This window comes from Hymenobacter edaphi (assembly GCF_003258365.1).
GTDB classification, from domain to species: Bacteria; Bacteroidota; Bacteroidia; order Cytophagales; family Hymenobacteraceae; genus Solirubrum; species Solirubrum edaphi.
The window spans coordinates 610,821-627,471 of the sequence record NZ_QHKM01000002.1 but is presented as its reverse complement, the minus strand read 5'-3'; the positions used below and the strand labels follow the sequence as shown (position 1 = coordinate 627,471).

Annotated in this window: 6 protein-coding genes; 5 read left to right on the top strand and 1 reads right to left on the bottom strand. The window is 65.6% G+C overall.

Features of this window, described 5'->3' with window-relative positions:
• Positions 1–40 precede the first annotated feature (40 nt).
• Positions 41–4,525 carry a DUF7619 domain-containing protein gene (locus tag DLM85_RS10095; RefSeq protein WP_165822090.1) on the bottom strand — a complete coding sequence of 1,495 codons (4,485 nt, stop codon included), beginning with the start codon at positions 4,523–4,525 and terminating at the stop codon, positions 41–43.
• A 247-nt stretch (positions 4,526–4,772) separates the two neighbouring features.
• Here DLM85_RS10095 and DLM85_RS10090 point away from each other — a divergent pair, with 247 nt between their 5' ends.
• The 5 genes from DLM85_RS10090 (at position 4,773) to gcvH (ending at position 16,650) form a co-directional block, all read left to right on the top strand.
• Complete coding sequence (locus DLM85_RS10090; RefSeq protein WP_111477974.1) at positions 4,773–5,372, top strand: hypothetical protein; 600 nt, start codon at positions 4,773–4,775, stop codon at positions 5,370–5,372.
• Positions 5,373–5,504: 132 nt separating this feature from the next.
• Positions 5,505–7,778 (top strand): NADP-dependent malic enzyme, encoded by a 2,274-nt coding sequence (locus tag DLM85_RS10085; protein WP_207891001.1) that lies wholly within the window; start codon positions 5,505–5,507, stop codon positions 7,776–7,778.
• 189 nt (positions 7,779–7,967) lie between these two features.
• The gene (gene ruvA / locus DLM85_RS10080; RefSeq protein WP_111477973.1) at positions 7,968–8,573 is read left to right on the top strand and encodes a Holliday junction branch migration protein RuvA; all 606 of its coding nucleotides are present in this window, start codon (positions 7,968–7,970) and stop codon (positions 8,571–8,573) included.
• Positions 8,574–8,612: 39 nt separating this feature from the next.
• Positions 8,613–16,118 (top strand): T9SS outer membrane translocon Sov/SprA, encoded by a 7,506-nt coding sequence (gene sov / locus DLM85_RS10075; protein WP_243635915.1) that lies wholly within the window; start codon positions 8,613–8,615, stop codon positions 16,116–16,118.
• Positions 16,119–16,269: 151 nt separating this feature from the next.
• On the top strand, positions 16,270–16,650 hold the full coding sequence (gcvH, locus tag DLM85_RS10070) for a glycine cleavage system protein GcvH (protein WP_111477972.1): 381 nt from the start codon (positions 16,270–16,272) through the stop codon (positions 16,648–16,650).
• Position 16,651 lies beyond the last annotated feature (1 nt).

The following is a 16,651-nucleotide window of genomic DNA, read 5'->3' as shown; positions in this document are numbered from 1 at the left end:
TTTTGCGTGGGCATTTCGGCAAGCTGCCCCGGAGCAGCCCTTACAGCAGCGTGACGCGCTTCACCAGCGGGCCCTGCGAGGTTTGGAGCACTACCAGATACAGGCCCTGCCGCCGACCGGCCAGGGGCACTACCACTTCATCGGCGCCGGTGGCCGGCACCGGCTGGCTGCTGATGAGGCGGCCCACCGCGTCGTACACGCGTACCTGCTGCACCACGAAATCCGCCAGCTGCCAGTTGACGCCTACGTCGCCGCGGCTGGGGTTGGGGTAGACGCGCACGGCTTCGGCGGGCGGCAGGGCGCTGACGGTGAAGCTGGTGAGTGAACGACCCTGCCCGCCGGCGCCGGCCGCCAGAATGGCCCCGCTGCCGGCGCCGCGCGGCACCACTGCCTCCAGCTCGGTGGCCGAAGTGCGCAGCACCTGGGCCGCCACGCCGTTGAAATACACCGTATCCGGCCGGTTTTCGGCGTTGAAGTGCAAGCCCGTAATCTTCACCACCGTGCCCACACTGCCCTGCTGCGGCGCGAAGGCACTGACAACGGGGGCCGGAATCAGCACGAAGCCCGTGGGGCTGCTGGCCTGCCCGCCCGGCGTGAGCACCTGCACCGGGCCCGACTGCGCGCCGGCGGGCACCCGCACCAGCAGGCTGGTGGTCGAGGCCTGGAGCACCGGCGCCGTGCTACCGCCGCTGAACGTCACCACGTCGCGCGCGGCCGCGGCGGCGAAGTTGGTGCCCGTGAGCGTGACGGTGGCCCCGAGGCGGGCGCGGCCGGGCGCCAGGCCACTCACCACCGGCGGGTGCCACACCACGAAGGGCTGGGCACTTTCCACCTGCCCGCCCAGCGTCTGCACCCTGATTTTACCCGACTGGGCCGTGGCCGGCACTTCCACCTGCAGGCCGGTAGCCGAGGACTGGAGCACCCGGGCGGGCACGCCGTCGAACAGCACCGTGTCCTGCGCGGCCACGCCGGCGTAGTGCGCGCCGCTGAGCGTCACGAGGGTGCCGGGACGACCTTCGGCGGGCGCCACGGCCGTCAGCGTGGGCGGCTGGTACACGGTGAAGGCCGTGGTGCTGCGGGTGGCGCCGTCGGTGGTGGCGAGGCTGAGCAGGCCCGACGTGGCCCCGGCGGGCACCCGCACGGTGAGGCTGGTGGCGGTGGCGCTCAGCACGGTGGCCGGCACACCGTTGAATTTCACCTGGTTGCCAGCCGCGGCGGGTGCGAACCGGCGCCCCGTCAGCGTCACCAGCGTGCCGAAGCGGCCCTGGGCGGGCGCAAAGCCGGTAACGGTGGGCGAAGCCAGCACCGCGGGGTAGCTCAGGGCCACGCCGGGCTCCACCACCAGCGGCAGGTCGTAGATGCGGTTGGTGGTGGTGTTGGTGCGCACCGGTTCGTTGTAATCAAAGAAGATGTCGGCGTAGTTGTCGATGCGGACGCGGGCGGGCAACGAGGCCAGTGGCCGGAGGCTGAACTGCACGAAGCCGTTGCTGCGCACCGGGTCGGAGGCGCTATCGGGCAGCAGAATGTTGTCGAAGGTGAAGGTGAGCACCGGCCGCTGCCTGCCCGCCACCGTGAGCCGGTACGGGTGCGAGGCGCCTTCGAGCTGCAGGGTACTCAGGTCCAGCCCGGCGGCCAGCGTATCCACCACGGCCACGCGGTAGGCCACGTCGTTGCCGGTGTTCTGGAAGCGCACCTTGTAGTGCAGCGGCGTATTGGTGGGCGTGTAGTGCTGGGCCGTTACGCCCGTCGGCAGCACCTGCTTGTCGTTGGGGTCGTACGAATCGAGGATGGGCTGGCAGTCTTCGGCGGCTTCGGGCTCGTGGGTGGCCGGCGGCATGGCGGCCACGGCCGGGCTGGCTTGCCCGGGCACCCGCAGGCCGGGCACCTCCACGGTGGCGCTGCTCAGCCGGCCGCCGGGGTGCTGGGCCGGCTGGTCGGTTTCGACGCGCACCACCGGCCCGGTGGCGGGCCAGCGCAGCACGATACTGTCGCCGGCCGCCAGGGCCAGCCGGCGCGTCAGGGCCAGTTGGGCATCCTGGTAGATGCGCAGCCCCAGGCTGTCGGTGGTGGCGGCGCTGCCCGCGTTGCGCACCACAAAGCGCACCTGGTTGCCCGCCGTGGCGGCCCCGCTCACGGCCAGGGAGGCGCGGTTCCAACCCGCCGGGGCGGGGCGCGAGGCAATGGGCGAAATCCAGGCCCGGGTACACACGGTCAGGCCGCGCATAGTCGGGTCGCCGCAGCGCACGGAGTCCTGAATAACGATGGTGCCGCTCTGCAGCGGCTGCAGGTTGCCCACCTGAAATACGTAGCGCCCCTGGCCGTCGACGGTGTGCGGCACCGAGGCGGAAAGAAACACCAGCTGCGGCGGCAGCGCCACCGTGACCACGGCCCCCGGCGCCGGGGCGTAGCCGGTATTGGCGTAGCTGACGGTGGTAACGTTGCGGAAGCAGCGGCGGCGGCGGTTGGCCGTCACGCTCACCCGCAGGATGGGCGCGGTGCTGACCGCGTTGCCGAAGTCCGGGCCGCTGACCGCGTTGCCGTAGCTGCTCAGGCCGATGGGGCCGGTGCTGGTGGCGCAGAGCTGGCTCACGTCGCGGCCGGGCTCGGGCGTGGCCAGCAGCTGCCGCACCGTGTAGCGCCCCGTGTCGACGGGCAGGCTATAGAAGCCGTCGTTGTCGGTGAGGGCGTAGTAAGGGCCGGGCTCGGCTACCAGCACCATATTGGCCAGGCCCGGCTCGGCGGGCTGCTGCTGGCAGTCGTTGTTGGCGTCCTGAAAGACCTTGCCGCTGATCAGGTTGCTCGGCAGCTGGGTCGTGGGCACGTAGTAGCGCAGCACGTCGTTGCCCGCCTTGGCGCAGACCAGCCGGGTACCGACCTGGTTGCTGCAAAGCAGATTGGCCCGCACCGGCAGCTTCACCTGCCGGTTGGTGCCCGCCTCGAACATGGTCACAAAGTCGCTGCCGGTGATGCTGGCGTAGATGTTGCCGAAGCCATCGATGGCCAGCCCGGAGTCGTTCGGGCCGCTCGTGCCGCCGGAGCCACTCGGCGGAAACGTCGAGGTAACGGCGCGCAGCAGCTGCCCGCCCGGGCTGAATTGCTGCACGCGGCTGCCGCCCATGTCCGACACGAAGATGTTGCCGCGGTAGTCCAGCACGATGGCCCGCGGCTCCCCCAACTGCCCCACTCCGTACCCGCGCGCCCCAAAGGTCAGCAGCAGCTGCCCCTGCTCACTGTATTTGCGCACGAAACCGTAAAAGTCCAGCACGTACACGTTGCCGGCCGCATCCACCGCCACGTCCGAGGGCTGGTAGCTGTTGAACACCTGCGCCGGCACGGTGAATTTGCTCAGGAAACGACCCTGCGCGTCAAATTTCTGCACCCGCATCGGGAAGGTGTAGCCGTTGTTTTCCATCGTGATGATGTTGCCGCGCACATCGACGGCAAAGCTGGTCAGGTAGCCAAACTGCCCATCGCCCGTTCCCAGTCCCCCGCCGATGGTAGCCACCGGCTGCCCGGCGGCGTTCAGCTTGGTGATGCGCGGTTGGGCGTAGTCGTAGTCGATGTAGTAGACGTTGCCGGCTTCGTCCATGCGCATGCGCTGGCCGAACAGCCGGTCGTTGCCCCACTTGCGCACCAGCGTCCCGGCCGGGCTCAAAACGCGGATGGTGCTGTAGCTCGGGTTCTGGTTGGTGCCATCGGTCACGTACAGGTTGCCGGCCGCGTCGAAGGTCTGGGCCGGGCGCTGGCCGATGTAGCTGCCGGTGCCGGCCCCGAAGGCCCCGAGGTGCGCCCCCTGCGCGCTGTACTTCTGCACGGCGCTCATTCGGGTGCTGGTCACGTACAGATTGCCGGCCGCGTCCAGCGCCAGGGTGTTGGTTTCGTCGTAGGTGATGGAACCGGTGTAGCGCAGCGAGAACGTGGCCAGCAGCTGCCCGCCGGGGCTGAGCTTGACGGCCTGGTAGCCCTTGCAAAGCACGTACACGTTGCCGTCGGCGCCCACCTTCACGTCGGTGGGCTGGCTGGCGGTGGTCGTGCCGGTGGAATAGGCCCACTGCGGCTGCCCGCTGGCGTCGAGCTTCTGCACGCGGTTGTTGCCGGTGTCGGCCACGTAGAGGCTGCCCGCCGCGTCGGCGGTAGCGCCCTCGGGCTGGGCAAACTGCCCGGCAGCCGCGCCCGTCGAGCCCCACTGCCGCAGCGAGTCGCCGCTGAGGCTGTACTGGCGCACGAAGCCTAGCCGGCGGTTCAGCACGTACACGTGCGACCCGCTCGGCACCACGGCGCTGTAGTCGGAAGTGCTGCTCTGGGCCGAGGGCAGGCGGATTTCGCGCAGAAAGCCGCCGCGGGCATCGAGCTGTACCAAGCCGGTACGGTCGAGCACGTGCAGCACGCCGGCCGGGCTCATTTCGATATCCTGCGGGAAGTCCAGCGGGGTGTTGACTACCCGGTCGAGCCGGAAGCTGCGGAGCTGGGCGGAAGCCGCGTTCCAGGCTGTCAGCAGACAAAGCAATAGTAGAGGTTTGCGCATTCGGTAAGGCAGTAGCATAAACCGGTCGGCCGGCAATAACCGGTTAAAGGTAAGCGGGCGGCGGCGTAGTCGCACCGGCCGGTTTCGGGCGGCGGCGCGCCTCATACCCATCAGCGGCCGCAAAATCAATCACATCTTTTGAAAATTCTGGCAGTCAGCAGCTTGCTGCTTAATAACCGCGTCAAACCAACCCGGGACACTCCTTGGCATCCTGTTGGCAACGGTTGCGACCTAACCCTTTCCCGCTATGAAAACCCCTTCCCTGCTGCTGCTCGGCGCCGCCCTCAGCCTCACCGCCACTTCCTGCGCCGACCAGCCCGACGTGGCGCCCCAGCCCGCCCCTGCCCCGGCCGCCACGTTCACCTTAGCCCGCTCCTTTTACTACCCCGGCACCACCGTTTTCAGCGGCGTGAGCTACCCCACGGCGGACGTGCGCGCCCACGGCCACCAGAACCCGGCCGGCCTGCACCTGCAGTTCGTCACCCACGACCGGCGCGAGGGTGTGTACCTGACGGTGGACCGCTCGGCCCTGGGGCCCGACCTGCTGGGCACGTACGCGCTGCGCTCGGCCACCAACAGCCGCAACCCGGCCCTGGCCGGCTACGGCTACAACTACCGGGTAACGGACGGCGGCACCGCCGGCAGCTACTACGCCAGCAGCTTTTCCGAGCTGGAAGGGCAAGTGCGCATCAGCGCATACGATGCCGCCCGGCACCTGATCAGCGGCAGCTACGAGGTGCGCCTGCCCGACGTGAGCGACCCGACCGACTCGGTGCGCGCGCGGGCCAACCAGCTGCGCTGCCGCGTGACGCTCGGCGGCAGCTTTGCAAACCTGCGGGTGGAATAACGCGGCGGCGGTGGCCCCGATGCGGCCGGGCTAAGTACCCCCGGGGTTTTGATTCCGCTTAATTTCGCCCGAACTTGCCCAACGGCGCTGCCTTCAGCGGGCGGCGCCGTTTTGCATTTGAATTCCCCCCGCATGCTGAAGATAAACAAGGAAGACGCGCTTAACTACCACCAGCAAAACCCCGCCGGCAAAATCGAGGTGGTGCCCACCAAGCCCGTCAGCACCCAGCTCGACCTGGCCCTGGCGTACTCGCCGGGCGTGGCCGAACCCTGCAAGGAAATTGCCGCCAACCCCGACGACGTCTACAAGTACACGGCCAAGGGCAACCTGGTAGCCGTTATCAGCAACGGCACCGCCGTACTGGGCCTGGGCAACATCGGCCCGGCCGCTTCCAAGCCCGTAATGGAAGGCAAAGGCGTGCTGTTCAAGAAGTTCGCCGGTATCGACTGCTTCGACATTGAAATCGACGCCACCGACCCCGACGAGTTTATCCGCGTGGTGAAGGCCCTGGAGCCCACCTTCGGCGGCATCAACCTGGAGGACATCAAGGCCCCGGAGTGCTTCGCCATCGAAACGGCCCTGCGCGAGCAGATGAACATTCCGCTGATGCACGACGACCAGCACGGCACGGCCATCATTTCGTCGGCCGCGCTGCTGAGCGCCCTGGAAGTCGTCGGCAAGAAAATCGACGAAATTCAGGTGGTGGTCAGTGGGGCCGGTGCCGCCGCCGTGAGCTGCCTGCGCCTGTACCTGGAACTGGGTATGAAGCGCGAAAACGTGGTGGTGTTCGACAAGGACGGCGTGATTCACCCCGGCCGCACCGACCTGGCGCCCCTGCAGATGCAGTTTGCCACCGACCGGCCCGTCACCTCGCTGGCCGAGGCCATGGAAGGCGCCGACTTCTTCCTGGGCCTCTCGGCGGCCAACGTGCTGGCCCCGGAGCTGCTGCTGAAGATGGCCAACGACCCCATCGTTTTCGCCCTGGCCAACCCCGACCCGGAAATTGCCTACGAGCTGGCCCTGAGCACCCGCGAGGACATCATCATGGCCACCGGCCGCTCGGACCATCCGAACCAGGTCAACAACGTGCTGGGCTTCCCTTACATCTTCCGCGGGGCCCTCGACGTGCGCGCCACGGAAATCAACGAGGCCATGAAGCTGGCCGCCGTGCACGCCCTGACGGAGCTGGCCAAGGAGCCCGTGCCCGACATGGTGAACAAGGCCTACGGCGACAATACGCTCACCTTCGGCCGCACCTACCTGATTCCCAAGCCCCTCGACCCGCGCCTGATTACCACGCTAAGCCCGGCCGTAGCCAAGGCGGCCATGGAAAGCGGCGTGGCGCGCATCCAGATTACCGACTGGACGGCCTACGAGGACGAGCTGCGCGCCCGCCTCGGCGTCAACCAGAAGCTGATGAACCGCATCACTTCGCGGGCCCGCTCGGCCCCCAAGCGCGTGGTGTACCCCGAGGCCGACAACTACAAAATCCTCAAAGCCGCCCAGATTGCCCACGATGAGGGCATTGCCCTGCCCATCCTGCTGGGCCGCCGGGAGCGGATTGAGAAGATTGCCCGCGAAAACAACCTCGACCTGGAAGGCTGCCAGATCATCGACATCCTGCAGGAGCACGAGGCCAAGCGCGACGAGTACGCCGACCTGCTGTTCCGCAAGCGGCAGCGCAAGGGCATGACGCTCTACGAAGCCAAGCGCCTGATGCGCGAGCGGAACTACTTCGGCGCCATGATGCTGGACACCGGCGAGGCCGACGCCTACATCACCGGCCTGACCAAGGACTACGGCAAGAGCATTCTGCCCGCCTTCCAGATCATCGGGGTGGAAGACGGCGTGCAGCGGGCCGCGGGCATGTACATCGTGCTGCACCGCAAGGGCCCGTTCTTCTTCGCCGATACCACCGTCAACATCGACCCCACGGCCGAGCAGCTGGTCGACATCATCGGCCTGACGGCCCGGGCCGTGCGCTTCTTCGACACCGAGCCGCGCATTGCCGTGCTGAGCTACTCCAACTTCGGCTCGAATACCGGCCCGCTGCCCGACAAGATGCGCCGGGCCACCGAGCTGGCCAAGCGCCGCTTCCCCGATTTGATCCTGGACGGCGAGATGCAGGCCAACACGGCCCTGAACCGCCACCTGCTGCAGGAGCACTACCCCTTCTCGGAGCTGGCCGAAAAAGGCGCCAACACGCTGATTTTCCCCGGCCTGACGTCCGGCAACATCGCCTACAAGGTGCTGCAGGAAATTGGCGGCGCCGAGGTCATCGGGCCGGTGCTGATGGGCATGCGCAAGCCGGTGCACATCCTGCAGCTCGGCGCTTCGGTGCGCGACATCGTCAACATCACCGCCATTGCCGTGTCGGACGCGCAGACTTATAATCAGCCGCTGTAAGGAACAAGCTAGGAGTCAGGAGTTGGGAATCAGAACAATTTCGCAGTCGTAATCCAATATTTTTAGCATCGCAAAAGCTCAGGAGCCGGGAATTTCCAACTGCGCTTTTTGCGTTGCAAAAAACCGGTTTAACTGAAGTTGCGGGCTTCTACCTCCCAGCTTCCACCTCCTAACTTCTTTAGCAAACCAATGATTGCCTACCTCGACGGTAAACTTGCTTACAAAGACCCTACCCTGGCCATCGTCGATGTGCAGGGCGTGGGCTACGAAGTGAAGATTTCGCTGGCCACCTACTCCAAGCTGCCCGCCGAGGGCGAAAAGGCCAAGCTCTACACCTACCAGCACATCAAGGAAGACGCGCACGCGCTCTACGGGTTTCTCGACCCGAACGAGAAGGCGCTGTTCATGCACCTGATTTCGGTGTCGGGTATTGGGCCGGGTACGGGCATTGTTATCGTATCTTCGATGTCGGTGGGCGAAATCCGGCAGGCCATTGTGCAGGAAGATGTGCGCTCGATTCAGGCCATCAAGGGCGTGGGGCCGAAAACGGCCCAGCGCATCGTGCTGGACTTGCGCGACAAGCTGCGCAAGGACGAGCTGCTGGCCAAAGCGGGCGTGGATACCGTGCCGCTGGCGCGGCAGCACAATACAAACCGCTCGGAAGCGTTAGCCGCGCTAGTGACGCTGGGCTTTGCGCGGGCCGTGGCCGAGAAGACGTTGGATAGCATTCAGCAGAAGCACGGCAACGACCTGAGCGTGGAGGAATTAATTAAATTTGCTCTTAAGTCGAATTAGGTTTTCGCGGGCCTTCGGGCCCTTTTGTTTCGCCCTTGCTTGACCACCCGTACTAAGTCTCTCACCACCCTCTCTTCCGTCGTTGCTGCGTCGCTGCTGACCTGGTGGTCACAGGCCGAGCCGGCGGGTGGCCGCTCGTTCGCGTTTTCCCAGCTCTGGAGCTGGCTGCAAACGTCGCGCCTGCACGCACCCTTGCTCCAGGCCCTGCCGGATACCACCCGGCCGGTGCCCGGCGACACCGTGCGCTACCGCGGCAGCCGCCGCCCGCGCGTGGCCCCGGAGGACCGCTCGGGCAACTTCCTCACGGAGCGGCAGCGCCGCTCACCGCTGATTCTGCCGCTGCCGGCCAACGTGAAGCCGCAGGTGACGCTGGGCGACTCCCTGGATTACGTGGACGTGGAGGAAAATGTTGGGCCGGACATCGACTACCGCGACCCGGCCCGCCTGAGCTACGCCGAGTTCCAGAAGCTGCAGGAGCAGCAGGCCATCCGCAACTACTTCCGCAACAAGGCGGAGGGCGGCGTGGCCGGTGGCCCCGGCAACCCGACGGCGGCCAAGCGCCTGATTCCGAAGATTTACCTGGCCCCGACGCTGGGCCGCATCTTCGGCGGCGACTTTATCGACATCCGCCCCAACGGCTCGGCCACCATTTCGCTGGGCTGGCGGCAGAACTTCAACGACAACCCCTCGCTGACGCTGCGCCAGCGCCACAACGGCGACTTCAACTTCCAGCAGAACTTCAACCTGAACCTGAGCGGTCAGATCGGGGACAAGCTGAAGATCCTCTTCAACTACGACACGCGGGCGGCCTTCGACTTCGAAAACCAGATCAAGGCCGACTTCACGGGCTACGACACCGACATCATCCGCAAGGTGGAGATGGGCAACGTGTCGTTGCCCCTGAACAACACGCTGGTGCAGGGCGGGCAGAACCTGTTCGGGGTGAAAACCCAGATGCAGTTCGGGCGCCTGAGCGTGACCAGCGTGGCCGCCCAGCTGCGCGGCACCGCCGACGAGGTGACGGTGCAGAACGGGGCGCAGTCGCGCAACTTTGAAATCAAGGCCTCGCAGTACGAGGCCAACCGCCACTTCTTCCTCGCGCACTTTTTCCGCGACCGATACGACGCCGTGCTCCGCAACCTGCCCACGGTGCAGAGCGGGGTGGAAATCCGCCGCCTGGAAGTGTACGTCACCAACGACAACCGCACCACCGAGACGCTGCGCAACGTGGTGGCCCTGCAGGACGTGGGCGAGCCGCTGCGCACCTACCGGGGCGGCTTTCTGCTGAACGGCCGCCAGGACCGCCCGGCCGCCAACGACATCAACACCCTGTTTAACCAGGTGCGCACCGGCGCCGGGGCCACCCGCGACGCGCAGGGCATCGACGGCTTCCTGCAGAACTCGCTGCAGCTGGAAAAGACGGTGGACTACGAACGGGTGCGGGCCCGCAAGCTCGACCCGCGCGAGTACACCTTCAACTCGCAGCTGGGCTACGTGTCGTTGAACACGCCGCTGCTGCCGGAGCAGGTGCTGGCCGTATCGTTTGAGTACTTTTTCAACGGCAGGTCCTACAAAGTGGGCGAACTGCAGGATGACTACTCCAACGTGCCCGACGACGGGGCGGTGTTCCTGAAGCTGCTGCGCGCCACCAACCCCGGCGTGGGCCGGGCCGACTTCAACCAGAACCTGCGCAACGACCGGCTGCGCACCGGCAACCTGCCGGTGTTCGACTTGATGATGAAGAACATCTACGCCCTGAACGCCTCGCAGCTCAGCCGCGACCAGTTCCGGCTGGATGTGATTTACAAGGACGATGCGACCGGGGTCGACATTATTTCGCTGAAGGAAGGCGAGCGGGTGGCCAACCGGCCGCTGACCCAGGTGCTGAACCTGGACAACGTCAACCCCAACAACGACCGGCCGTCCGACGGCAACTTCGACTTTCTGCAGGGCCTGACCATCGACCCGGAGCTGGGCAAGATCATCTTCCCGGTGGTGGAGCCCTTCGGCAACCACCTGCAGAAGCAGTTCGACCCGACCACCGAGGCGGCGCTGATTCAGAAGTACGTGTACCCGGAGCTGTACGTGCAGGTGCAGAGCGACGCGCAGCAGAAGCAGGAAAAGGACAAGTTCTACCTGAAAGGCCGCTATTCGGCCACCGCCACCGACGAAATCACGCTGCCCGGCATTCGCATTCCGGAAGGCTCGGTGCGGGTGTACTCGGGCTCGACGCTGCTGACCGAGGGCGCCGACTACCAGGTGTTCTACGACCAGGCCAAGGTGAAAATCCTCAACGCCAGCTACCTGAACTCGGCCAACGAGCTGCGGGTGGAGTTTGAGCGCGACGCCGTGGTGCAGGTGCTGCCCCGCAAGCTGCTGGGCACCCGCCTCGACTACCGGGTGTCGGAGGACCTGAACTTCGGGGGCACCATCATGCACCTGCTCGAAAACCAGGCCGCGGGCATCAACCGCGTGAACGTGGGCGACGAGCCAAGCAACAATACAATTTATGGCCTGGACATGAGCCTGCGCCGCGAGTCGCGGGTGCTTACCAAGTACATCGACATGCTCCCCTTCGTGAACACGAAGGCGCCGTCGTCGGTGGCGCTGAGCGCGGAGTTTGCGCAGTTTGTGCCGGGCCGCTCGCAGCTGGGCAACGGCGAAAACGGCGTGTCGTACCTCGACGACTTCGAAAACGCCCGCACGCCCTACACGCTCGGCAACAACAACACGACCAACCCCTGGCGCCTGGCCACCACGCCGCGGCGCATCATCAGCGAGCAGCAGCTGCCCGAGCGCAGCCTGGGCGTGTCCAGTTCGCGCGCCCGCCTGGCCTGGTACACCATCGATCAGACCTACTACACCAACGGGCCCTCGAAGCCCAACAACGTGTCGGCCGAGGATTTGCGCAACCACTACGTGCGGGGCGTACCGCGCTCGGAGGTATTCCCGAACCGCGACAACGGGCCGCTGGGCAACACCTACGAAAACACCTTCGACCTGGCCTACTTCCCCTCGGAGCGCGGCCAGTACAACTACAACCCCAACGTATCGGGCGACGGGCGCTTCCTGAACCCGAACAACCCGCAGCGCAACCGGCAGAACTACGGCGGCATTTCGCGCGAAATCACCTTCGACACCGACTTCGACAACGCCAACGTGGAGTACCTGGAGTTCTGGCTGATGGACCCGTTCATCGCCAGCCAGAACAACCAGCACAACACCATCGACGACTCGGACCCGGCGACGCCGAAAACGCCCAACTCCACCGGCGGCGAGCTGTTCTTCAACCTCGGCACCGTGTCGGAGGACCTGCTGAACGACGGGGTGTACGAGTTTGAGAACGGCCTGCCCGATACCGACGCGCAGACCAACCTGCAGGAGAGCATCTGGGGCCGCGTCACGCGCCTGCAGTTCCTCACCGACGCGTTCAGCAACGCGCCCAACGGCCGCGACCGGCAGGACATCGGCCTTGACGGCCTGACCTCGAGCGACGAGCAGAACTTCTTCCGCGCCATTCCCGGCTACGCGGGCTTCGAGGACCCCTCGGCCGACAACTTCCGCCACCACCTCGACGCGTTCTACGACCAGAACGACACCAAGGTGCTGGGCCGCTACAAGTACTACAACGGCATGGAGGGCAACTCGCGCGCCACCAGCGGCACGCAGAGCTCCACGGCCTTCCCCGACAAGGAAGACCTGAACCGCGACAACGTCATCAGCGACACGGAGCAGTACTACGAGTACCGCATTCCGCTCACCCCCACCGGGGCCGGGCAGCTGGAGGTGGGCCGCAACTTCATCGTGGACAAGGTGACCAACCGCGTCAACGGCGACGACGTGTCGTGGTACCAGTTCCGCATTCCGATTCGCCAGTACACCGGCATTCAGGGCGCGCAGCAGGACTTCGGCTTCAAGTCCATCCGCTTCCTGCGCATGTACATGACCGGCTGGAGCCAGCCGGCGGTGCTGCGCTTCGTGCAGATGCAGTTCGTGGCCAACCAGTGGCGCCGCTACCTCAGCGTCATTTCCGAGCCCGGCGCGCCGCCGTGCCTCAACTGCGCCACCGACGCCGATGCCTTCGCCATTTCGACGGTGGGCATCGAGGAAAACGGTGCCTCCAACGGCCAGGGCACGGCCATCCCGTACGTGACCCCGCCCGATATCCGCCGCGACCGGGAGTACGGCTCGACCACGAGCGTGCGCGACCAGAACGAACAGTCGCTGCGCCTGTGCGTGGAGGGCCTGCGCGACGGCTACGCCAAGGCGGCCTACAAGAACGTGAGCCTGAACCTGCTGCGCTACAAGCGCCTGAAGCTGTTTCTGCACGCCGAGTCGGACAACCGCAACCTGCAGGACGGGCAGGTGGAAAGCTTTATCCGCTTCGGCACCGACTACACCCAGAACTACTACCAGTACACGCTGCCGCTGACCATTACCAAGAGCACCGACAGCAGCGTGGACAACATCTGGCCGGTGGCCAACCGCGTGGACATTCCGCTGCAGGCCTTCATCGACGCCAAGGCCCGCCGCGCCGAGGCCGGGTTCAGCCTGCTGGTGCCCTTCACGGTGAAGTACGAGATGAAGCTGACCAACGGGGAAACGGCCATCGGCGAAATCACCGTGCTCGGCAACCCCGACCTGAGCGCCCTGCAGGGCCTGATGATCGGGGTGCAAAACCCCGCCGACAACGGCGTCGACCAGTCGCTGTGCCTCTGGGCCGACGAGCTGCGGGTGAAGGACTTCGACCAGTCGGACGGCTGGGCCGCCACGGCGCGCTTCAACACCCGCCTGGCCGACGTGGCCAACATCACCGCCACCGGGGCCTTCACCTCGGTGGGCTTCGGCTCGCTGCAGGACCGCCCCTCCCAACGCTCGCTCGACAACGTGGCCCGCGGCGACGTGAATGCCGCCGTGGCCGCCGAGAAGTTTCTGCCCGAGAAGCTGGGCCTGCGCGTGCCGGTGCTGCTGCAGGCGGGCGCCGAAATTCGCTCCCCCCAGTACGACCCGCTCGACCCGGACATGAAGCTGACCCAGTCGCTGAGCAGCAAGTTTGCCAACGACCAGGACCGCGCCGCTTATCGACGGGAAGTGACCGACCAGACCAAGAGCAAGTCCATCAGTCTGCTCAACGTGCGGAAGGAGCGCACCAACCCGGAGCGCAAGCCCAAGCCCTACGACATCGAGAACCTGGCGCTGAGCTACTCGCTGACCGAGCGCACCCACACCGATATCCAGACCGACCGCGACTTCACCCGCACCTACACCGGGGCGCTGGCTTACACCTACCAGCCCACGCCCAAGGCCTTCGAGCCGCTGAGCAAGGTGAAGCTGTTCGACTCGCCCTACCTGAAGCTGCTGAAGGAGCTGAACTTCACGCCCCTGCCTTCGCGCTTTGCCTTCCGCGCCGACCTGGACCGCCGCTACAACGAGCGGTTTTTGCAGCGCACCCAGGCCCAGGGCCAGATTCCGTCGTCCGAGGGCATTCCGGGCGTGTTCCAGAAAAGCTTCTTCATCAACCGCATCTACGACCTGAAGTGGGATTTGACGCGCAGCCTGATTCTGGACTACACCGCCACCAACCGCAGCAGCGTCGACGAGAATCCGGGCACCACCCTCGGCAACTCGCAGACCGCGCAGGACAACCGCGACCTGATCAAGCGCAACCTGCAGAAGGGCGGCCGCACCACGAACTTCAACCAGACCGTGGCGCTGACCTACCGCCTGCCGCTCGACAAGTTCCCGCTCACCGACTGGCTGTCGGCCGATGCGCGCTACGCGGCCAACTACAGCTGGCAGGCAGCCTCCACGGCCATCCGGGCCCCGCTGAACGCGCTGGGCGACACCCTCACCGAAGCAGTCAACATCGGCAATACCATTCAGAACAGCCGCGACGTGAGCTTGAACGGCCGCATCGACCTGGTGAAGCTCTACAACAAGGTTAAGTTCCTCAACATCATCAACAACGCCCCGGCCGGGGGCACCGCCGGCAAGGCCGCCGGCCAGAGCACCATGGACCGCCTGCGCCGCGGCGCCCCCGATGCCAAAGGCCTGCCCGAAGACAAGGCCGCAGCCGACTCGGCCAAGGGCCCGGAGCTGCGCGTGCTCAAGGCGGTGCTCCGCTCGTTGATGACGGCCCGCTCGCTGAACTTCACCTACACCCGTACGGCCGGCATGCTGCTGCCGGGCTACCTGCCCAAAACCCGCCTGTTCGGCCTGAGCAGCGACTTTACGGCCCCGGGCGTGCCCTTTATCCTGGGCCAGCAGTACGAGCTGCCCGAGCTCTACGACATGGCCAGCCGCAACGAGTGGTACACCCGGCGCAGCGACCTGCTGAACACGCCGCTTAGCTCGCTGAGCACCGAAAACCTGCAGCTGCGCACCTCGCTGGAGCCCATCCGCGACTTCAACATCCAGGTGGAAGCCCGCCAGCAGAAGGTGCGCAACCGCGAAACCTTCTACCGCGTGCCGGTGGACACGGCCACGCTGCGGCCGATTTCGGACGTGGTGGACTTCGAGTCGCTGATTCCGCTGGGTTCGGGCTCGTTCAGCACCACCTTCATTGCCATCAACACGCTGTTTGGCGACTTGCGCAGCAACAATACCTCGGCCGCGTTTGAGCGGTTCGTGGAAAACCGCCGCCAGGCCCGCAACCGCCTGCAAAGCGCCAACACGGCCAGAGGCGGCCTCTACGGCTACAACTCGCAGGACGTGCTGCTGCCGGCCTTCCTCGACGCGTACCGCGGCAAGTCGTCGGACGACGTGTCGACCAAGAAGTTCGACCCGTTCAAGATGATTCCGCTGCCCAACTGGCGCGTCGACTACAACGGCCTCTCCAACCTGCCGCTGGTGCAGAAGTACTTCCGCTCGGTGGCCATCCGCCACTCCTACGCCGCCGATTACCAGGTGCTGGGCTACACCACCTCCACCCAGTACAACGCCGAGCCCGAGGGCCTGGCCGAAAAGGTCAACGAGCAGAACCAGTACATTCCGTACTACATCATCAACCAGGTGACCATGTCGGAGCGTCTCTCGCCGCTGATCGGGGTGAACTTCCAGACGCTGGAGAAAATCAACGGCAGCGTGGATTACGGCCTCGACCGCATGCTGGCCCTGAACACCACCAACGCCCAGGTTACGGAATTGCGCAACAAGACCCTGACCATCGGCTTCGGCTACACCACCAACCGCTTCCGCATTCCGTTCCGCATCGGGGGCGAGCAGCGCATCCTGCGCAACGAGCTGAACATGCGCCTCGACCTCTCCATCCGCGACAACGTGACCATTCAGCGCAGCATCGTGGACGTGGTGGCGCCCGACACCCAGGCCCCGGACGCCGGCTCGCCCGGCACGGCCACCCAGCAGGTCACCAACGGCAACCGCCAGGTACAGCTGCGCCCCACCATCGACTACGTCATCAACCAGCGCCTGAATCTGCAGTTCTTCTTCACCCGCAACGTGTCGCAGCCCCGCGGCGGCACTACCTCCTTCAAGAACGCGGCCACCGAAGGCGGCCTTCAGCTGCGCTACAGCCTGTCGCAGTAGCCATAAAGTGGTGAGCTAGGGAAATGGTGAGTTTGACGTGCTGATTACTTGCGCGTCAAACTCACCATTTCCCTATCTCACCACTTCACCTTTTCTTACCTTTGGCCGCCCGCGGTGGCGGGCGTACACTCCATTTCCCTGTTTGCCCAATATGAACCTCCCGGCTAACCTGAAGTACACCAAAGAACACGAGTGGGTCCGCATCGAAGGCGACACCGCCTACGTGGGTATCACCGATTTCGCGCAGAAAGAGCTGGGCGACATCGTGTACGTGGACATTGATTCGGCCGACAAGGACGTCAGCAAGGACGAGGTGTTCGGCACGGTGGAAGCCGTAAAGACCGTTTCGGACCTGTTCAGCCCCCTCAGCGGCACCGTGCTGGAAGTCAACCCCAAGCTCAACGACGCGCCCGAAACCGTCAACTCCGACCCCTACGGCGACGGGTGGATGATCAAGATGAGCATCGGCGACCAGGCCGAGCTCGAAGGGTTGCTGTCGGCGGAGGCCTACGGCGAGCTGGTAGGCGCCTAAT